This is a genomic window from Paraburkholderia sp. BL18I3N2 (assembly GCF_003001875.1).
Taxonomy (GTDB): Bacteria; Pseudomonadota; Gammaproteobacteria; order Burkholderiales; family Burkholderiaceae; genus Paraburkholderia; species Paraburkholderia phytofirmans.
This window is the reverse complement of sequence record NZ_PVNC01000003.1, coordinates 668,323-688,928: the sequence shown is the minus strand read 5'-3', so window position 1 is coordinate 688,928 and position 20,606 is coordinate 668,323. Positions and strand designations below refer to the sequence as shown.

The 20,606-nt window shown below is 59.6% G+C and carries 15 protein-coding genes and 3 pseudogenes; 14 read left to right on the top strand and 4 right to left on the bottom strand.

Annotated elements, in window-relative coordinates; translation table 11 throughout:
- The first annotated feature begins 223 nt into the window (after nt 1–223).
- From B0G75_RS12830 to B0G75_RS42030, 6 genes are all read left to right on the top strand, one after another.
- Nucleotides 224–1,123 (top strand): LysR substrate-binding domain-containing protein, encoded by a 900-nt coding sequence (locus B0G75_RS12830; protein ID WP_106305365.1) that lies wholly within the window; start codon nt 224–226, stop codon nt 1,121–1,123.
- A gap of 152 nt (nt 1,124–1,275) precedes the next feature.
- On the top strand, nt 1,276–2,571 hold the full coding sequence (locus B0G75_RS12825) for an MFS transporter (RefSeq protein ID WP_181309245.1): 1,296 nt from the start codon (nt 1,276–1,278) through the stop codon (nt 2,569–2,571).
- 10 nt (nt 2,572–2,581) lie between these two features.
- Nucleotides 2,582–3,841 carry an amidohydrolase family protein gene (locus B0G75_RS12820; RefSeq protein WP_106305361.1) on the top strand — a complete coding sequence of 420 codons (1,260 nt, stop codon included), beginning with the start codon at nt 2,582–2,584 and terminating at the stop codon, nt 3,839–3,841.
- A gap of 53 nt (nt 3,842–3,894) precedes the next feature.
- On the top strand, nt 3,895–4,842 hold the full coding sequence (gene lhpI, locus B0G75_RS12815) for a bifunctional Delta(1)-pyrroline-2-carboxylate/Delta(1)-piperideine-2-carboxylate reductase (protein WP_106305358.1): 948 nt from the start codon (nt 3,895–3,897) through the stop codon (nt 4,840–4,842).
- Nucleotides 4,843–4,919: 77 nt separating this feature from the next.
- Nucleotides 4,920–5,927: a trans-3-hydroxy-L-proline dehydratase gene (gene lhpH / locus B0G75_RS12810; RefSeq protein WP_106305355.1), complete on the top strand. Its 1,008-nt coding sequence runs from the start codon at nt 4,920–4,922 to the stop codon at nt 5,925–5,927.
- Nucleotides 5,928–7,521: 1,594 nt separating this feature from the next.
- Nucleotides 7,522–8,091 carry a DUF4148 domain-containing protein gene (locus B0G75_RS42030; protein ID WP_106305352.1) on the top strand — a complete coding sequence of 190 codons (570 nt, stop codon included), beginning with the start codon at nt 7,522–7,524 and terminating at the stop codon, nt 8,089–8,091.
- 213 nt (nt 8,092–8,304) lie between these two features.
- Here the strand turns inward: B0G75_RS42030 and B0G75_RS41305 are convergent, their stop codons facing one another.
- The 4 genes from B0G75_RS41305 to B0G75_RS12785 form a co-directional block, all read right to left on the bottom strand.
- Nucleotides 8,305–8,577 carry a hypothetical protein gene (locus B0G75_RS41305; protein WP_106305349.1) on the bottom strand — a complete coding sequence of 91 codons (273 nt, stop codon included), beginning with the start codon at nt 8,575–8,577 and terminating at the stop codon, nt 8,305–8,307.
- Between the two features lie 574 nt (nt 8,578–9,151).
- Entirely contained in the window at nt 9,152–10,912 is a 1,761-nt protein-coding gene (locus B0G75_RS12795; RefSeq protein WP_106305346.1) for an ATP-binding protein, read from the bottom strand.
- A 354-nt stretch (nt 10,913–11,266) separates the two neighbouring features.
- Complete coding sequence (locus B0G75_RS12790; RefSeq protein WP_181309243.1) at nt 11,267–11,704, bottom strand: response regulator; 438 nt, start codon at nt 11,702–11,704, stop codon at nt 11,267–11,269.
- A gap of 697 nt (nt 11,705–12,401) precedes the next feature.
- Nucleotides 12,402–12,581, bottom strand: a complete 180-nt coding sequence (locus tag B0G75_RS12785; protein ID WP_106305340.1) for a DUF2934 domain-containing protein — start codon at nt 12,579–12,581, stop codon at nt 12,402–12,404.
- 195 nt (nt 12,582–12,776) lie between these two features.
- Between B0G75_RS12785 and B0G75_RS12780 the strand changes: the two genes are divergently transcribed.
- The 8 genes and pseudogenes from B0G75_RS12780 (at nt 12,777) to B0G75_RS12735 (ending at nt 20,305) form a co-directional block, all read left to right on the top strand.
- Nucleotides 12,777–13,205: a VOC family protein gene (locus B0G75_RS12780; protein WP_106305337.1), complete on the top strand. Its 429-nt coding sequence runs from the start codon at nt 12,777–12,779 to the stop codon at nt 13,203–13,205.
- Between the two features lie 1,373 nt (nt 13,206–14,578).
- Nucleotides 14,579–14,806, top strand: a complete 228-nt coding sequence (locus B0G75_RS12775) for a hypothetical protein (protein WP_106305702.1) — start codon at nt 14,579–14,581, stop codon at nt 14,804–14,806.
- Nucleotides 14,807–14,843: 37 nt separating this feature from the next.
- Nucleotides 14,844–15,179 carry a hypothetical protein gene (locus tag B0G75_RS12770; RefSeq protein WP_106305334.1) on the top strand — a complete coding sequence of 112 codons (336 nt, stop codon included), beginning with the start codon at nt 14,844–14,846 and terminating at the stop codon, nt 15,177–15,179.
- 726 nt (nt 15,180–15,905) lie between these two features.
- Nucleotides 15,906–17,075: pseudogene (locus B0G75_RS12755) on the top strand (MFS transporter); the annotation flags it as partial.
- Nucleotides 17,076–17,266: 191 nt separating this feature from the next.
- A pseudogene (locus tag B0G75_RS41300) lies at nt 17,267–17,574 on the top strand (acylphosphatase); the annotation flags it as partial.
- A 132-nt stretch (nt 17,575–17,706) separates the two neighbouring features.
- A complete protein-coding gene (locus B0G75_RS12745; RefSeq protein WP_106305331.1) occupies nt 17,707–17,982 on the top strand; it encodes a metal/formaldehyde-sensitive transcriptional repressor in 276 nt (91 codons plus the stop codon).
- 12 nt (nt 17,983–17,994) lie between these two features.
- Nucleotides 17,995–19,276, top strand: a pseudogene (dmeF, locus tag B0G75_RS12740) (CDF family Co(II)/Ni(II) efflux transporter DmeF).
- A gap of 333 nt (nt 19,277–19,609) precedes the next feature.
- Complete coding sequence (locus B0G75_RS12735; RefSeq protein WP_106305328.1) at nt 19,610–20,305, top strand: VIT family protein; 696 nt, start codon at nt 19,610–19,612, stop codon at nt 20,303–20,305.
- Nucleotides 20,306–20,606: the final 301 nt, after the last annotated feature.

The following is a 20,606-nucleotide window of genomic DNA, read 5'->3' as shown; positions in this document are numbered from 1 at the left end:
GTCTGTTTAGTGCCGAAGTGGCCGGAGCCCACTTCACTCCGGTCGTGTCGGTAGACTCCGCGCGCAATCGACGAGGCCTGCAGACAATATGCAGATTCATTTCTCCGCTATCCAAGCGACTTTTGTATGGCCGTGAAGCTGTCTGCGGACACTCATGACCGTCGGCTGACGTCGTTGGGCTATCCTGTTGCTCTACCACAACCTGGACAGTCCGCCGAACGCTATGGCTCTCTCTCCGTTACCTCCACTCGCATGTCTGCAAGCATTCGAGGCTAGCGCCCGTTATTTGAGCTTCACTCGCGCGGGGCAGGAACTGCACTTGTCCACTAGTGCTGTGAGCCGCCAGATTTCTCAACTCGAAGATTTCCTGGGGCGCCGGCTGTTCGTGCGGGAGCACAACGCCCTAAGGCTCACGCCGGCCGGGGAAACCTATGCGGTGGATGTGCGGCGCATGTTGGAGCTGTGCACCAGCGTTACCTCGAGTCTGATGGCTCGCGTTGTCAGGTCTCGCCTCACGGTGTCCTGTTCAGCTGGCGTTTCGGTATTCTGGCTCGCGCCCAGAATCGGCTCGTTTATCGACGGTAATCCCGATGTGGACTTGCGCATCATTGTGCGGGACCACTTTGGAGCCGTCTCGCCAGCGGAATACGATGTAGGCATTTTCTATCTGCGCAACTCCGAGGTGCCCGGGACGCACACACGGAAGCTTTTCGACGAAGAGGTCTTTCCGGTGTGTTCGCCTACCTATCTCGATGGGCGCAAACTGAAGCCGGTGGAACTGCTGACTTGTACGCTGCTTGTTCTTGAGGACGCAGAGCGGAGCTGGATGTCGTGGCACACCTGGTTCGAAAAGGCGGGCCTTGAACGACCAGCGCTCAATCAAACCATCATCGTCAACAGCTACCCACTCATTGTCCAGCTTGCGACGCATGGCAAGGGCGTCGCGCTCGGTTGGAACCGGGTTATCGACCCGCTCCTTGAGCACGGCGCGCTCGTCAGGGCATCAGGCTCTCACGCCACAATGGGCGGCTCCTACTTTGTCACCTGGCCATCAGAGCGCGCGGAAACACCGGCTGCCCGTCGGTTCCGCGAGTGGGTAATTAGCCAGACACCCGCTTCCTGACGTCCCCCGTTGCAAGCCTCTGGATGCGGTTGCGTTTTTTGCAAGCGCGTTTGCGAATTTAGCGTTATGCGGTCGTCACGCCAAAAATTACATTGATTGCGTGACGAATCGCGAACGCTCACCTCGCAGAGCGACAATCCGGAGAGGTCCAAATGGCAACGAGTGCATCAAGCGGCATACTGGTGGGCGAGCCGCCCACAAGAACAGTGACGCGCCGGAAGGCGATTTTCGCCACCGTCATTGGCAGCGGTCTGGAATGGTTCGACTTTTCCGGGTACGCGTTCTTCGCTGCAACCATCGGTAAGCTATTTTTCCCCGCAGGCAACGAGACAACGTCGCTGCTGCTTTCACTGGCAACTTTTGGCGTTGGTTTTGTGATGCGACCGCTCGGCGGCATCGCGTTCGGCATCTACGGCGACAAGGTGGGTCGCAAGCGAGCGCTGTCGCTCGCCATGCTCATCATGGCGCTCGGCTCGGGCATCATTGCTTTCGCCCCTACGTACCAATCTATCGGCATCGCCGCGCCGTGTCTTATCGTCATCGCGCGATTGCTGCAGGGTCTGTCCGCTGGCGGTGAAATGGGCGGCGCTACTGCGTTCCTGACCGAACATGCTCCAGCTAAACGTCGTGCTTTCTATTCGAGCTGGATTCAGACGAGTATCGGTTTCGCCGTGGTCATCGGCAGCCTTTCCGGTACGCTTATCACGTCGAGCATGTCGGCTGAGTCGCTGACCGCGTGGGGATGGCGCATTCCGTTTTTCATCGGCATGCTGGTGGCCCCGGTTGGATACTACATTCGGCTGAAAATCGAGGAAACGCCCGAGTTCGTATCGGAGAAGCACCACACCAACACGCCGCTGCGTGACGTCATTCGCGAGTATCCCCGCCAGGTGCTCTCCAGCCTGCTGATGGTCGTACTGTGGACCGTCTGCACGTACGTCATCCTGTTCTACATCCCGACTTATGTTGTGAAGTATCTGCACATGACCCAGCGCGAAGGCTTCACGTCGGGCGTCGTCAGCGGTGTCGTGCTGATGGTCATGGCGCCCGTGTTCGGGGCACTGTCGGATAAGGTCGGCAAGCGGCGGGTTCAGTCGGTTGCTGCGCTCGTAATTCTGGTGGCCAGCTATCCACTGTTCTCTCATCTGATTAAATCGCCCGACTTTGCCACGCTGCTGACTTTCCAGGCGATTTTCGGCGTGCTGATTGCTGCATACACCGGCCCGATTCTGGCTCTGTTCACGGAAATGTTCCCGAGCCGCGTCCGCGCGACCGGATTGTCTTTGGCCTACAACGGCGCCGTGACCATCTTTGGTGGCTTTGCCGCTTTCATCATCACCTGGCTCACCCAACACACGGGTGACGCCGAGTCTGCGTCTTACTACATCATCTTCGCCGCGGTGGTTAGTCTGCTCGGCATCTTGCTGACAAAGCCATACCAGGCTTGAGGAAATTCACATGAACATGTTGGTAATCGAAGGGGTGAACATTTTCGACCCCGCAACGAAGAAACGCCAGACGAACACCAATGTCTGCATCGTCGACGGGAGGATTGCGACAATAGGACAGATACCGTCGTCGTTTGTCGATGCCCGCAAAATGAGCCTTCCCGGGCGTACCGTCTTGCCGGGCTTCATCGACCTGCATGTCCACGTCGTCGCGTCGCATGCGAATCTGGGCGCTAACGCGATGATGCCAAACTTCCTGGCTGCGCTTAGAACGTTGCCCATCCTGCGCGGCATGCTGAATCGCGGGTTCACCACCGTTCGTGATGCAGGTGGCGCAGACTTTGCAATGTGCGATGCTGTCAACAGCGGCGTGCTTTGGGGTCCACGCATCCTGTCTTCGGGTAAGGCGCTATCGCAGACCGGTGGGCACGGCGACTTCCGTCAGCGCAATGACAAGCTTGACGATGCCTGCGGGTGCCTGGGGCGTCAGGGAGCAATTGCCCGGGTGGTCGATGGTGTCGAGGCGATGCGCCTGGCAGTACGCGAAGAACTCCTCAAAGGTGCTTCCCAAATCAAGATAATGGCGTCGGGCGGTGTTGCTTCGCCCAACGACCCCATCACCAACACCCAGTATTCGGAAGATGAAATCCGTGCCGCGGTTCAGGAAGCGGAGGCTGCCGGGACTTACGTGATGGCGCACGCCTACACCGCTCGTGCCGTCCAGCGGGCCGTCGAGTGCGGGGTGAAATGTATCGAGCACGGAAACCTCATCGACGAGGAGACTGCCCGTCTGCTGGCGGAGCGTGGCGTAGCGGTTGTGCCCACAATCGCCACTCTCGACCGTCTCATTGAACAAGGTCCCGCGCTTGGTTTCCCCGCTGAGTCGCTCGCAAAGATTGAGGGAGCGCGCTCCGTCGGCCGGCAGGCACTTGCGCTGATGGCGCGCGAAGGCGTGAAGGTCGGGTTCGGCTCAGACATGCTGGGCGAGCTGCACACCTTCCAGTCCGACGAGTTCGCGGTTCGGGCAGAAATCGTCGGCAACGTTGAGGCCATCCGGTCGGCAACCTGCGTTGCCGCCGAAATTACAGGTGAAGCAGGCGTGCGGGGAACCGTCGCCGTCGGAGCCGCAGCTGACCTCATTGTGGTCGACGGTGACCCGATTGAGGACATTTCCCTTCTGCTGGGGCAGGGCGAACACATTCCCGTGGTCATCAAGGCTGGAGTGTGTATGAAGGAAGCCGGCCGACTGCTCGAACCAATCGCAGAGTGAACTGCTGGCGCGCGGCATCGGTCGCGCCCACCCCTCCAAAGGCGAACCCGAACATGACCTCTCTCAGCACCCGGAATTTCGACGCCCACGCAACAGCTGCACTGCTGGACTATCCCTCGCTGGTGCGCGTTCTTCGGGAAACCATCATCGAGTACGGCGCGGGACACATCGTGAGTCCTGAGCGCCTGGCCATTCCGATGCAGGAAAGCGGACTGATGCTGTCGATGCCTGCCAGTGCTAAAGACATCGCCATCCACAAGTTGGTGACCGTTTGTCCTTCGAACAAAAAACGCCAGCTTCCGACCATCCATGGTCAGGTCATCGCATGCGATGCGCGCACCGGGGAAATGTTGTTCGTGCTCGACGGGCCGACGGTGACCGGGCGGCGAACGGCGGCGGTCACTGTGCTGGGCATCCAGACCCTGCATGGCATGGACCCGCGCAAAATTCTCATCATCGGCACCGGCAAACAGGCGTCCAATCACGCGGAAGCTTTCGCGGCCTCCTTCCCGCAAGCCAAACTGTTCGTCCAGGGTAGCTCCCAGGCGGCCGCGGAGGCCTTCGTGGCCCGGAGCCGGTCGGTAGCACCGAACCTGTCTGTCCTTGATGGCGATGTGATTCCCGATAGCATTGAAGTCGTCATCACCTTGACAACGAGCAAGTCTCCCGTCTACACATTGTCGGCGCGACCTGGCCGTCTCGTCGTCGGGGTCGGCGCTTTCACGGCAGAGGCAGCGGAAATTGGCAAGGAAACCGTCGACGGAAGTTTCCTGGTTGTAGACGACCCTGTCGGCGCAATGCATGAAGCGGGCGACCTTATCCAAGCCAAGGTTGAGTGGACCTCAGTTTCTCCGCTAGCCAAGGCACTGGCTGGCGAGCGGAAGCCGAGTACGCCGATTCTGTTCAAGAGTGTTGGCTGCGCTGCGTGGGACCTGGCTGCATGCCGATTAGCACGTTCGGCGCTCGACTCAAACGCCTGGCAATTCGGCGCTGATATGTAAGTAGCGTCGATTTAAATCGCTGCCGGTCCCGTGCGGTGAGTAAAAGCAGGGCATCCACAGATTTCACCGAAGCAAACATGAAAATCACACGCACCATCTCGACTGTTGAAGTTCACACCGGCGGTGAAGCGTTCCGCATTGTCACCAGCGGTCTTCCGCGCCTGCCTGGCGACACTATCGTCAAGCGACGCGCGTGGCTGAAGGAGAACGCCGACGAAATCCGCAAGGCACTGATGTTCGAACCTCGCGGTCATGCGGACATGTACGGCGGTTACCTGACGGAGCCAGTTAGCCCGAATGCCGATTTCGGCATCATCTTCCTTCACAACGAAGGCTACAGCGACCATTGCGGGCACGGTGTCATCGCACTGTCGACGGCGGCGGTGGAGCTTGGGTGGGTGCAACGTCAGGTGCCCGAAACCCGCGTCGGTATCGATGCGCCGTGCGGATTCATCGAGGCATTCGTGCAGTGGGACGGCGAGCACGCGGGCAATGTCCGTTTCGTTAATGTGCCGTCCTTTATCTGGAAGCGAGATGTCACTGTCGAGACCGCGTCGTTTGGCACGGTCAAGGGCGACATCGCGTTCGGTGGCGCATTTTACTTCTACACGGACGGCGCGCCGCACGGTGTTGAAGTTCGCGAGTCTTCTGTCGAAGAGCTCATCAAGTTCGGTGCCGAAGTGAAGGACGCTGCAAATCAGGCATTCCCTGTGCAGCATCCCGACATTCCGGAAATCAACCACATCTACGGGACCATTGTTGCCAACAAACCGCGGCATGAAGGTTCCACGCAAGCCAACTGCTGTGTGTTTGCCGACCGCGAGGTGGACCGTTCGCCGACCGGCTCCGGAACAGCCGGTCGCATCGCTCAACTTTACCTACGCGGCGAATTGGGCAAAGACGAGACGCTTGTAAATGAGTCTATCATCGGGACTGTTTTCAAAGGCCGCGTTCTCAGCGAAACGACCGTCGGCAACTTCAAGGCAGTCATCCCGGAGGTGGAAGGCAACGCATACCTCTGCGGCTTTGCGAATTGGATTGTGGACGAGCGTGACCCCTTGACTTATGGGTTCCTGGTTCGATAGCCCAGCGTTGGCGTTGATACCATATTGAGCTAGATGCTGAGCAATGGCTAATGGGTCGTTGATACTGTCCTGGACAACAAGCGATGCGCCGTCACTGAGGCAACGTCCACAAGTAGTCCGGTTCGGAGCAACGTGGACCTACGCTTCTCGTTCTCACAAGGGTGTGTTCAGCGACAGGACAATCGCAGATGCTGGTTTGGACCGATTGTTCAACATGCTATGGCCCCTCCATATTCAGATTTTGTGCACACGCTTCCTTGGCAAAATGGTGAACTTGAACCAACTCCTTTTTTGTCGTGCCCGAAGTTGGGCTTATTTTGACTCTGTGGAGGGGAGTCTAGCGCTCTCGAGCCGCGTGCCACTCTGCGAGAGTGCCGCCCTTTCCATTAAAAAGAGTCCCGTCCATTGATGGCTTGATGTCTCAAAAAAGTGTTTCAAGAGATGAGGAAGTTAAAGACATCTTCAGCGAACGGCAATTATATTTTTGACCGCTGGCAATTTTAGGTTGGAAGTCGTGCGACAGGTCGAATGGCATCTTCGACATCCATGCTGGTATCGGGCGGCATCCCTGCTGGAATGTCCACGAGAGGCTGAAGTCCTGTCGCAACGCAAGCTTGGCCGACAGATTTGCAGCCGTCGGCGGTACCCGCGGTGGCGTACGCAGGCTTCCCGGTAGCCGGTGCCGGCCTCGGGCAGCTGGATGAAGGGGCGACAGTGTGTCGCTGCTTCCGGGGCAGTGCGAGCGAACAGGCGCGACGGTCGGCCTGATTTGCCAATTGTCGATTGCGCTGTCAATCACAACCTTTGCGTTCTATAACATAAACGCAGCAAGGGTCTTATTGGCCAACTGACTTTACAACGTCCTTTCGCTAGCGCTCTCATTGCGCATCCTTCTGCCCCGCCCGGTACCAGCCTCGCGTTATTACCCAGTAGTCATCGAATAAGTGTGGCTTTGAGCACAAACGGTGCCACAAGCCAACTTCGCATTTGCTCGGCTAAACAGCGTCGGAGATGAGGCTGTATGGCATCTGGTAAAGCGAAAGCAAGAATCAGCATGGAGCGAGAAAGGGTCGAAGGCAATCCTCGCGTGCTCGTGGGATGCCAATCCCCTGTTATTCCGGGGGTTGTGTTATTCGCAACCCGTTGATGAAAACGAGGTGACGAAATGAAAGTGCAACTTTTAACTATAGTCAGCGCGTTATCCCTGCTCGCTGCGACCGGCGCCGCCCACTCGCAGCAAATGCAACCCTCGGGCACAACTGACCCGTCGTCTGCCCAGCAGCCCATGACAAATGCTCAGCCGGCAACAACAATGGACCGTACTCCTGACCTGGGATACGGACGCCAGCCCGGCGGAAGCAGCGACAGCGGCAAAGCCAGAAACGGTGCACCGTGCACGGTGGGTTTGTCCTGCGATATCTATCAGGGAAGCTAGCACGCCTGGGGTCGCCGATGCCAGTTTGGGGCGCACACGGAAATTTGGATGACCGCCTTGGTTGGGCCGCGAGTCGTTGTTGCTCGAATCTCGTTTTAGGCGTACGTGGGTCAGCCGAGGACTCGAGGCGACGTTTTTTCGGCATCTACGTCAGAGTGCATGGGAGTGTCACGCCGCGGTTTATTGTCCGACCGCAGTGCCAGTGACGTGATAGCCCCAGTGAACGTATTTGAAATAGCGGCTCTATTGGCCGGTTCAAAAACAAGCCATTCGAACTTTGTGGAGTACATGAATATGAAACCGCTTAAAGTCGCGGCAGCTGTCGCCGCAGTTCTCTCATTCGGATATGTCCAGGCGCAAGACATGGCGCCTGCAACGCAGCCCACAAATCCCACCGTGTCTTCGGCAGACTCCGTGGGTGGTGTGCCCGCCACGAGGAGTGACGCTGGCGCTCCAATGGGAAAGACCCGAGCACAGGTCAGGCAGGAGCTTCAGCAGGCACGCCAATCGGGCGAACTCGACCGCATCAACGCGGAGTATGGGGGCAATAAGATAAGGTGCCTGCTCGCACCGGTCCGGTCTGATGGGTCCCATCGTGGTCGTCAACTTTCATATGCGGCCCGGAAAAGGTCAGGGATGTTGCAGCGAGAACGCACACGATGGGCGCGAAAGCGAAGACCTGATGCGAGCGGTGCTGTTGGACGAGTACCCGGCAATCTGCACAGTTAGGCTCCAGTTCCCGTCGCTCGGGCGGTCTTCATCTGCATAGCTCACACTTGCTCGATTTGTGCCGAGACGACGGCCGCGCCGTGCAGTGGACACTCCACGTGTCCGTGGACTTCGTCCATCCTGCGAAAATGCGGTTCAATAGCCGTGCACAGGCCCGAAAACCGGATTGAATCCCGAACGCCGCGATTGAGCGCGGCGAACTCGTGACCGTCATCAAAAGGTGGTGGCGGCCACCTGCGCGAGAGGAGGCTCTGCGGTTGACTTCCGCCTGTTGGCAGTGGGCGGGAACACGCTCCACGTGCCGTCATCGTGCCTGAAGAAAAACAACGCGCGCGCTCCGGCTGGTGACGACGTTTCGACGTACACGTAGCGTCTCCCATTCCCTGCGGTGCGACTGAATCTGGTTACATGAACGTGCATCGTGGGAGCCGGTGCGAGCCACTTTTCGACCTGACAACGCAGGGACTGCTCGTTCGAGTTTTTCATGTTCCGCTCCAGCAGGTTTTCCGTTCAGGTAACGGTACCGTTTCTCGCCGTTCATCTCTTTAACGCCGCAGACGCCGCAGACGCCGCAATGTTGACCAAAGATTTGTGATTTCTGAAACCGGATATTTCGAGGTGAGTGGGCCTCAGAGAATTGCCAGGAACTGCACGGCCGACGGCACAGTCCGGCTCGGCACCGCGTACACCGTGCCTCTCACAGCGCTGCGCGACAGGCAAGCTAGAATCGTGCGTGTGTGCTGACTCGACCGATGGCAGTTCCGAAAACTTGCAGGCGGACGCGAGGCTCCGAGCGCTGGCGATGTCGAGCGCAATGGCGGACAAGCCGAGGACCAACGGGAGAGCGTTGAAAGCAATGGGCGAGTCTACCCCTCGTGGCCGTGGAAGTCCGACGCGTAAGTTGTGGAGCGTCCTCGACGTGTCACGAGCGGTGCCAGTCTTTACGAAGTCGGGTCGCGTCTCAACGTCTGTGCCAGATTTTCGTAACCAGTGAATCGGCGGAATTGGCGCTGCCCGGGAATGATGCCGTCGCCATCGACACTTTCCGCCGACCGCGCCGCTATGAGCGCATGACCTCCGCGAGGTCATCGAGCGACAACGGTTTGATGAGATGGCAGTCAAATATCCGCTCATCAATCTGAGGTCTGCCGGGGGCATCGGTACTGCCGGTCAATGCGACCAGTTTCGTCAGGGAGCATTGGGCGCGCAGGCGAAGTAGTTGCGCCAGCTCGATGCCATCCATCCCTGGCATCGTGATATCAATTAGCGCCACGTCCGGGGTGAATGATTCCACTATCGAGAGCGCGTCGGGTCCGCTCTGTGCCCGCTTCACCTCGTGCCCCTCCAGCTCCAGCAATATGCCGAGCGCCGCCGTGGCGTCTGCGTTGTCGTCGACGAGAAGGATGCGAGCCGGTGCCATGGTGTGTGTCGCGGACGCGACGGGGGCATTCGTGCTTTTGCAGACAATGGGGAGCTGCACGGTGACTTCCGTCCCCTGGCCTTCGCCGTCGCTCGCAACGATAACCGTGCCGTTGTGTGCGGCAACCAGATGCTTCACGACCGCCAGTCCGATTCCGAGTCCGCCTTCTGCCTTTCCGCGTGCTGACGCCGACTGGGCAAACATCTCGAAGACGTGTGGTAGCAGTGACGATGAAATGCCCACGCCGTTGTCCCTCACCGTGACGACCGCAGTGCGGGGCGATAAATCGTGTATCGGCTCGATGCTCAGGTCCGGTGCCTCTACTGACACAGTGATGTCGCCGCCAGGAGGGGTGTATTTCACTGCATTCGTCAGCAGATTCGATATGACCTGGGTGAGTCGGGCAGCGTCGGCGTGAACGGTCACCGGAAACGGCGGAATGGTGACATGCAACTGGTGCAGGCCATTATTGGCGTCGGCCTTCATGGCCGCCACTGCATCGGCCACGATATCCTGGAGCAACGCGTACGAAGGACGGACTGAAAGTTTGCCATGCCTTATCCGGGATGCGTCGAGCAGGTCGCTGACGAGTCGCTTCAATATCCGCATCTGCCGGTCAGCGATGCCCAACGCAGACAGCACGGCGGGATTATTGTCTGTAGCCAGTGTTCGCGCGGCCGTCAGGGCACTGTCGATGGGCGCGAGGGGATTGCGCAGTTCATGGCTCAGCAACGCGATGAAGTCGTCCTTGCGTGCTTCGGCCAGCGCCAGTGCATTCCTTGCCGCCTCCGCCTCTGCCGCGCGCGCTTCGGCGTCGACCTTCGCCCGGGTCATCGTGAGCGCTGCGCAGGTGAAGTTCGCGAGGCTGGTTAGGATTCTGCGGTCCTCGGTATCGAAAAGGTGTTCCCGGTCGTGAGCCATCACCCACAGGGTGCCCCACGGCTCAGGTTCGCCCGGAATCGGTACGACCAGCTCTTCAATAATCTCGAGGGAAACCTGTTTCAGGCCGGCGAAGTGGCGCCGGGGAAACGAAAACAGTTGTCCCGCTGCCAGTTCGAGTGTAGCGCCACCTGGACTCTTTGCAATCGGGATGGTGGTGCCCGCAGCGGCAACACATGCACCCGAAACCGCGACCCAGCGGAACACGGGGATGCCGTCAGTGCCGGTTTCCAGCAGGCCGATGCCCGCGCTACCCGCTTCGCACAGGCTAAGTGCCATATCCGAGAGCGTCTGCAGCATGGCTTCGTCAGACGACGTCAGTGCCTGAGCCAAGCGGTGCATCGCGCTGTTTTCCGCAGCAAAATCGGGCGGCCGTTGCGGCCGGGTGTCAAGCGACCGCGTGGCCAGCGTGCCCGCGCGTCGTGAACGGTCCGCTGCAGATGTCGCGGGCAGTCCCACCATGTGGCCTCCTCGTCAGTAAATTCTTCTGCCGGCATGCAGAACAAATTGCATCACGAGTGAATTGTAGTCGTTGCAATGCAGGCCAGATGGAATGACGCCCCGAACTTTCTGCGCCCCCTTCGGCGGTGATTGAGCAGGAGGGTGTTCGCGTCCTGACCGTATTACAGGGGAGGCGGCCCGCGCCGAAGTTGCTATTTGCAGGCCGAGTCTCGGCGTGGCTGACTGGATGATGCCGCGCATTGTCGGACTGGAACTGTGTCGACGCGTGAAAAGCGATGTTGCCGCGGCCACCAGCCCGGTGGCCATGCTGTCGGCGGCGTTGCCCCGGCTCGTCGGGTCGCGTTAACCGGCCACTTACACCCAATACTTTGAGGGCATCGGAGCCCAACGCGAGGGCGCCGGAGCCGGCACATTGACGCGGTTTTTGGAACAGCACAAACGCCTGGCCAGGAGCGAGTCGACGGCAGACTCAAGGGCTTCGAGGTCGACGGGCTTGGAGAAGAACGCGTTCCACAGCGCGGACTTATCTTTCGGCGGCCACTCGCCGGATGTCATCACTACCGGAATCTGCGCAAGGGAGGGGTAAAACTTCAGCCACTCGCAGAGGCCGAGGCCGTCCAGTCCCGGCATGTTCCAGTCGGTGATAGTCAAATCAGGCAAATGGCGCCCCGCCAACGCCAGCGCCGGTTCACCACTATCGGCGAGCAGCACCCGATGACCACTTCGCTCGAAAACCAACTGAAGCATCCACAGTGATTCATCGTCATCGTCGACCAGCAGAATGCGCGCCATATCGCGACCCCGGGACATATCGATTCTGCGCATTAAACATGCGCTTCGCACAACCGCCGGCCTGGGCCCCCGAAGACGCTCTGTTGTTCGTCGTACCCGGCGGCTTTGCGCTGAGAGCGGTGCTCTACCGTCAGCGCATTTGCTGTTTTAACGGGAGCGTAACAATGCTGTCGCCGAGGCGGGGCTGGGCAATCCTGGGGACGTTGAAACCAGGACTGGATGCCACGACGTGCAGGGGCCAGGTCGTGCTCTGTGGCTCGGCCCAAGGCCAGCCCTTCCGCTCGCCAGGCGCATCCCGCTCAGGGGCGAAGGACCTCGACTGGGCCTCCGCGGGACCCCGACTGGGCATCCGCGGCGTCGTGCAACGTCCTGGCGCGTCTTAGCCCGACGCGTCTTCGTCGACCAATGCGTCATCGTCCTCCGACTGAAAGACCGGGGTTGCGCTGTCAGGCACTGGCGAGCCGGAAGGGTTCGGGGCGTCGCATGGCCGCTCATCTTTGTCCTCGTCGTGGTCCACGTCGCGCGTCTGTCTCTTTCGATGGTTCGTCATGCGGAACGCCGTGGGTACGGCGCATAGCGACAACGGAGCGGCGAGCCGCGAGCATCGCGCCGCGGTACGCACGCTTCGCCTGCGGCAGTTGCGGCTCAGCGGGCCATCCACGGCGTAGTTCTTCGCCCAGCGCTCCGCTCGTTCTCGTCACATTGGGGGCCGGCCTTTCGAGGCAGCTTTGCCGCCGTTGGCCTCGGATTCTTCTTCGTCTATTTGAGCCCGAGCCTGCTGCCAATATTCGTCTGCGCATCCCTCCAGGCTGCCATCTTCTTCCCAGAGTTCATAGGCCCGCCGCCGAATCTTCTCTTCGCGCGAAACGCTGTCCATTGCAGCCTCTTCGGTAGATTATTTACGAACAGTTCCTGGTGAGGTCGCCTGGCCTGCCGCTTCGACATCGGAATGCGAAAGAGTCAACGCGCGAGTAGACGAAAGCTGTCCCGAGTTCATTGTTAATGTGTGCGGATACAGGAAAGATGAGTCAATCTGCCCGATACTGTATGCCTTGTTGGAAGAGGTGGCGTCATGAAGCAAATCGAAAACATCGGAATCCGGTTTATCGCGGGCTTTGGTCCAATCATCCGTGATGCATGGGCAAGCCGCAAGCTCTACGGCGAGAACCTCGGTATCCGGTTCAAGGCGGAGAGCGGCGGTTATCTTCATACAGAGGCTCTCGACGGCGCGAAAAGTTTCGCCCTGTGGCCGCTCTCTCAGGCGGCCCGGTCCTGCTTTGGCAAGGACACCTCGCCCGACAACGTTCCTGTTCCGCAAGCCTGGCTCGAGTTCGATGTTGACGATGTCGAAAAGGCAACAACGGACCTTGAATCGCGAGGCTATCGAATGCTCGTCAAGAACAGGAAAGAACCTCGGGGGCAAACTGTCAATCGCTTCATCTCACCGGAAGGATTGCTGGTCGGTATCACTTTCCCGCCAGGGATGCGAGAAGAAAAATAGCGTCGACTGCGCGCCGGCTGGTTAGGGTGCGTGTGCTCGGCGGTCGCATGGCTAGGCTTTCAACTTCATCAAGGCGCACCGCCCGATTTCAGCTTTCGCATACGCGATGGCAAATTGACGCGCTTGCATTTCGGTCGGAAAGGAACCCAGTGCGCTGGTAGCCTGGACGTGGGCTTCTGTTTCATCGGTGATGACGGCGCTTGCGACGAGACCTTCAATGTCCTGCCCAACGACTGCGAGTACAGAGTCCCCATGTACTCAACCGATGGCGCCTGGAACATGACTGGGTCCGGCTGCAAGTCAGTAGTTACGCCGATGCTTTTGCCCGGCGCGTTCCGTCCGCGCTGCACACGTTTTCAACGGACTGCCGTTTCCTATGTCCGCAGGGCGCGTAGTGGCCGATGAACATCGCCAGTGCGGTCGCTCGGGCGCGCGGTCCCGGGACGTTCGTCAGAAACATGAATGTTATGCCAACGGGACCCGATGAGGGTCGGCTCCGAACCGCGACGTATGCCGTGCCAGCAAAGGAAGATACGTTTCAATTGATTGCCGTTCGGGTTGCCTTATCCACAGACTTGCGAACAGATTTTGTGGATAACTCGCGTTTTTTCGGTCGGGCGGAAGCGATATCGCCGGGGCACGTCTGGTCGTCGGTTCGGTATCCCGTGGCCACGTTTCTGCTGCCAACGTTCACGAAGGCCGTTGATGCCGTGTGCTGTGCCGGTATCAGAGCGTGCGTCCAGTGTGCATGTCTACCATTGCGAAGTCGATTCGTCACGGCTGGGGCTCGGCATGCGTTGACGGGATTTGGCCAGGCGGTAACGCGGTCAAACAGTCGTTGCAAACGCTCCCGTTGGATTTCGGTAAGCCCTGGTGTCGCGGTAACCTGGCGAATGCGCTGATGCCAGTATGCGCCCGGGAATACGCTCCAGATGTGCGATTGCGATGTCGAGGTTTTGTAGCGTATACGGGCTTTTATCCCCGATGCTTACGGTACGGGATTTCATTGCCGCCTCCTGTCCACCCACCTATCCATTGGGGCACACGCATGAGGGTGAGGCTGGCGTGAAATTGTCGTTCGCACCGATGTAATAACTATATGAGGAACCGCAGGGATTATTCATCGAGATATAGCATCTGACGGCCGGCAGTGAGGCTGGGAACGTCAACGCGAGTTCAGTCCTTTTCCGATGCCTGGAGTTAACACCGGTTCTGGCGGTCGCTGCTTTCCCGCAGAATGCCCCCTGACCATTAAATCCCAATAGATGGGTCGTCACACGCTAGTCATGGCCCGCCGTGATAGTCGTGTCGATTCTGGAACGCCGAGGTTATTTTCTGCGCGAATGACGAACTCACCAATGGAGACAACTTTCATGACGGCAGCCGTTTCGACTTCGCATCGAGGCTATCAACTGACGGCTAGCGCATGTCCGGCGCATGGCGGTCTGCACGCTGCAGACCTTGTCATTGAGAGGCCGGGTCGTGCGCCGGAAGCCTTCGCTGCGCTCGATTACTTTTTTGACGATGAGCAGGCGTTGAAATATGCGACCAGCTGGGGGCGCATCTGGGTTGACATGAAGACGAAGGCCCGCCGGGCTTGAGCGTCACGATACGAACAGGCAACCCACGGAGACCCGCATGCGCGACGTGCCAAATATCGAACCATCGAACTACTTCGCTACGCGAAAGACGCTACGCTTTCTCGCGCGCGATTCGAAGAATCCCAGTGCTGCCCTCGTTTATTGGCTGGGGGCGACAGAACCCTCGTGCGAACCCAGCTTTTTTGATGCCGTACGGAAGTTCGGCCCGCTGCTCCAGATGGTTCTGCCCGACGAACGCCCGGGCGTTTTCGTCAAGCGGGAGGCGGTTCATGCCGTTCAGGATTGTGGTGTTGTGAAACGACTGGTTTTCAAGGACCAGTCGTCGCTCGATGTTCGATATGACGGGCCGGGCAGTGACCTCTACGGTGAATGAATTGCGAGGACAGACCGCTGTCGGCCTGACGCTGAGGTAGTTCATACATTTGCGCCGCGAATCGAAGCGGACGTCGACTGCGGATGTACCCGCATGGCTATGCGTGGGAGTTGGAGCTCTTCCGGATAACGACAGATGCTGTCAGTCGCTCCATGACGGGGACTGCCAGTCTGACCTGCGACGTTATCCCTTACCCGGCCTCGCGCCAGGCCCATCGGCTACAGCGAGGGCCCAGTTCCCGCTCCGAGTGACAAAGTTGCCGATTCCGTCAGCCGGCTTGCCCGGGTAACCCGGAAGTCCGAGCGCTGCGTTGCTCATCGCGAGCTTCACAGCCTTTCTGACCAGCGATTCGAATTCAGCATCGCTTTGAGGTGGCGGCAGGTTGCGCCGGAAGAAATGGGACCATCGAAAAGTCCGCGCCATTGGCGAGAAGAAGTGCGGTGGCCGGTTCCCGGTTGGCGTCAGCACCGACATCGCGACATTGTCCGGACCGGTGGACAGTTGAGGGACTGCTCGATGTCGCCGATGCAGCCATGTACGCGGCGAAGCGTGTCGGCCGCTCCACCTACAGCTTCGGCGCCTCGCCAGGACCGGAACTGTTCGACGTTGACAAGCCTGACGCGATAGAACGACGCTTGCGTGGCCCTCGGCTGGTCACGTCGTAGCTTGACGCGTTGGAACCGCCCTTAACCTCAACAGCGGCAAACCTCCTTACAGACAGGCCCAATGCGAACCGAACCGCACGTCAGTGTTCTTCGACAGATTCCGCGCAGCGTATGGATTCTTGGTTGCGTCAGCCTGTTCATGGATGTTTCATCGGAAATCATCCACAGTCGATGTTCTTGATGGCAGGTCTCGGTGCCAGTGCAACGACGATTGGCCTCTTGGAAGGCTTCGCTGAGGCGACCGCCCCCATCGTCAAGGTGTTCTCCGGGACCCTCAGCGACTACCTCGGCAATCGGAAGTGGCTCGCAGTGGCCGGGTATGGGCTGGGTGCGCTGAGCAAGCCGCTTTTCGCTGTGGCGTCGACCATCGGTATCGTGATGACCGCACGCATCATCGACCGGGTGGGCAAAGGCATCAGAGGCGCGCCACGCGACGCGCTCGTCGCCGATGTCACGTCGGCGCACCTTCGAGGCGCGGCGTTCGGGCTGCGTCAGTCGCTTGACACTGTCGGCGCGTTCCTCGGCCCGCTGCTGGCCGTTGTCATCATGCTGCTGTGGGCGGACAACTTCCGGCTTGCATTCTGGCTGGCGGTCATTCCCGGTCTGCTCGCCGTCGCCCTGCTGGCATTTGGCATCGAGGAGCCGGCGCGAGAACCAGGTGCGAAGCGGGTCAATCCGATTCGCTGGGACAGCATCAAACAACTCGGCACCAGCTATTGGTGGGTGGTGGTCGTGGGCGCAGTGTTCGCACTGGCGCGGTTCAGCGAAGCTTTTCTCGTGCTGCGCGCGATGCGCAGCGGTGTGCCGATTGCGCTGGTTCCGCTCGTGATGGTCGCCAAACGTCGTGTATGCGCTGTCGGCGTATCCGTTCGGGAAACTTGCCGACACGATGAGCCACACCAGGTTGCTGGTCGCGGGCCTCGCTATTTTGATTGCATCGGATGTGGTGCTCGCACATGGCACGCATTGGAGCGTTGTGCTCGCGGGGGTGGCGCTATGGGGTCTGCACATGGGGATGACCCAAGGATTGCTCGCCACGATGGTCTCTCACACCGCGCCCGCGCAACTGCGCGGCACCGCGTTCGGTTTCTTCAACCTTCTCAGCGGCGTCGTTACGCTTGCGCCTAGCGTTATCGCCGGTACCTTGTGGGACCGCTTGGGTGCGGCGGCCACGTTCTACGCGGGAGCAGGTTTTTGCGTTCTGACCATCGCGTTGCTTTTGTCAGGACGAATGCCTGACACTACGGCTGGTCGCAGAGCACGCAGGCCTTCAGACAAAGGGCGTCTGCAATCGGTCGGCCAACGATATCACACGCGCTCCGTGCGAATTCTGAACCATAGGTCGGGATGAACTTCGCGAGCCGAGCGAACGACGCAGGATTTTTGCGGCCGCCTCGTCGCCCCATCTTCCACCCGTTGCGGCTGCGTCGCTATGCAACGGGAGTACGCGCGTGGAATCCCACGATAAGGAACGGGCCGCTCGAGACGCGACTGGTTCGGGTCCGTGGCGAGGTGCAGGGCGTGGGCTATCGGGAGGCCTGCGTACGTCGCGCGAGAGAACTGGGCGTCACCGGTTGAGTCCGCAACCGCATGGATGGCTTAGCGGGGATGCTGCAGGGCTTGCCAGAGCAGCTGGCAGAAATGTGCGCCTGGCTCAGCGAGGCATGTCCGCAGCGCTTGTCGACGAGCTTGAAATAATCAAGGTGCGGCCACCGTTTGCCCGCTTCGATAACTCGAGCGCTTGCCACGTTGTAGGTATATGGTCGTCAGGGTCGGCCATCGCAACCACGACAAATACCTGGACCCCCTATATGCGTCCCAGAAAGTGTATATACTCCCCCAGGGTATAAAGGGGATATGCCATGGGCCATACCGTTCAGGAAAAACAGAAGCTTCTCAACAGGGTTCGCCGAATCAAGGGGCAAGTCGAAGCCGTTGAACGGGCGCTGGAGGAAGAGCACGGCTGTTCAGACATCCTGCAGCGCATCACGAGTTGCCGAGGGGCGATGAATGGCCTGCTTGCCGTCGTGCTCGAGGACCACATCAGGAACCACCTCGTCGACGCGGAAAGCGGCGATGAGCCAGGCGATAGTGCCACCGAACAGCTCATCGAAGTTGTTCACAGCTATTTCAAGTGATTAGGGTTGGAAATGAATGATTTCATAGACGCCGCGTTCGGTGCGGGGACATGACCACATTTTTCTCGGTGCCGGTCACGAACAGAACGAGCGAAAGACGTGGGCCGTGATTGCGCTGTGCAGCGCGATGATGCTGGTTGAAATCGTCGGCGGCAGTATGTTCGGGGCGCTTGCGCTCGTCGCCGACGGTCTGCACATGTCGACCCATGCGGGCGCCGTGCTGATTGCGGCACTCGCCTACACGTACGCGCGCGAACACGCCACTGATGCGCGTTTCGTGTTCGGTACGGGCAAGCTGGGCGACCTGGCAGGATTCACAAGTGCCATTGTGCTTGCGATGATTGCGCTGCTGATTGGTTACGAGGCGATTTCACGTTTCCTGTCACCGGTGCCCATCCACTTCGGCGAAGCGATTTCCATCGCGGTGGTCGGTCTGCTTGTTAACCTGGCAAGCGTATGGCTGCTGAGCGGCGGCCATCACGGACACAGCCATGCTCATGGTCACGGTCATAGCCATGGTCGTGACGGCCACGTTCACGAAGAAGAAGCGCAGGAGATTTTTTTTACTCCGTCCGGCGTGTTGGCCGTTTCCATCTTCGAGGATGGCGTGCCCCCCGTTTTTCGCGTTACGCCCGCAATAGACAATTCGCGACTGGATGCTTCGACTGTTTTGGTGACGACGGTGCGACCTGACGGCGCGCGTCAGGTCTTTGCATTTGCAGACCGCGACGGGTATCTTGAATCGATGGACAAGATTCCAGAGCCGCGCGCCTTCAAGGCTATCGTGCGAATGGAGGACGGTGAGCACGAGGTTGACTTCACGGAGCACGAGCACGGCCACGACGTGCACGACGCAGCTACCCGGGACCACAACTTCCGCTCCGCCTATATTCACGTGATGGCCGACGCGGCGGTATCCGTGCTGGCAATTATTGGCCTGTTACTGACGCGTGCGTTTGGCTGGCTCTGGATGGACCCGCTCGCAGGTGTTATCGGAGCGCTCGTGATTGGGAACTGGTCCTATGGGTTGATGCGCGACACGGGCGCGATATTGCTCGACATGAATCCCGACCGAGGCATGGCTGAGAATGTGCGTCATGCTATCGAGGACCGGGGCGACAAGGTTGTTGACCTGCACGTATGGCGCGTAGGTCCGGGTCACATGAGCGCCGTAGTGTCGGTCTCGACCAGTGAGCGGCAGCGAGATTCGCGCTTCTATCATGCAGTGCTCGAGCGCTTCAAGGGACTGTCGCATGTCACGGTGGAAGTAGAGCCGTCGGAAGCAGCGGCCTGACCCATGGCAGCCAACTCGCCGCGTCCTTCGACGTTTGCTGAATTGATGGCAAGTTCGGTTCCCGAGTTGGACGCTTTCACTTGCGCGATATGCGGATACAAGCATATGACCGACCACCGACGCCATCCGGTGTTGTGCGATGGCCGAGCCTGGAGGCAAGCCTCAAGCGTGAATCGCCAGGCTCGTCGTCGCCGGCGCGAAATGCGCGGGCGGTGCCTTGTCAGCGGGACGGCGCACGACAGGCTCTCCAGGCCACCCGCTCGGCTAATATCCAGCTCGCTTCAGCGCCGCGACATTCAGACCGTGGAGCTATGTTTTGAACGTGGAGGAGTTATGCCAAGGGGCCATAAGGAACCGCACCGTCTGGAATCCGTGAACTGGTTGCGTGCCGCCGTACTGGGCGCCAATGATGGCATTGTCTCGACGGCGAGCCTTGTTGCCGGAGTCGCATCAGCGCACACCGCCCATGGAAGCGTTGTGCTCACGGCCATCGCCGGCATGGTTGCTGGTGCGATGTCGATGGCGACGGGAGAATACGTATCGGTTTCCTCTCAGAGGGATACCGAAAAGGCAGCCCTGGTCCAGGAGCAGGCTGAGCTCGATGCCGACTTTTCGCGCGAGCATCAGGAATTGACAGCAATCTATGTGCGCAGGGGGCTGGATATGCCGCTTGCCAGACAGGTCGCCGAAAAGCTGATGGAGCACGACGCGCTGGGTGCTCACGCGCGTGACGAGCTGGGCATTTCGGGAATCAATTCGGCCCGACCTCTGCAAGCCGCGCTGGCTTCTGCCTGCAGCTTTGCGACCGGGGCCGCGTTGCCGGTTTTCGTCGCTGCACTCGCCCCAGAACCGGTGCTGCTGCCATCCATCGCGGTCTCTGCGCTGGTTTCACTGGCCGCTCTGGGCGGTCTCGCAGCGAGAGCTGGCGGAGCGAAAGTTGGCCCCGGCGTTATCCGCGTCGTCTTCTGGAGCTCCTTGGCCATGGGCGCGTCGTCAGGTGTCGGCGTCTTGTTCGGCGCGGTTGCCTGAAGCGCCGGGCGCGGCCGCCTATAAAACTTGGTCCCTGCGTCCGCCAGTTTGTCGGCTGCTGCGTTCTCGCTGACACCTAGGCGCAACCCTTTCACTTTTTTTGTAACCAACGCGACAGGCGTAACGATTCGACGCATTCGTCGCCGCGCATAAGCAGCCCTTAAGGAGAAGCGCTAATCTGCAGTGCAGATAGCGCGTTAGGAAATTCCGTCTCTGACGCATGGGATGCAACTCTGCCCAAACCGGTTTGTTTGCTCCACCACGCAGGTGGTTAAATTGCTAGCAAAGTTCGGCGCAGGAA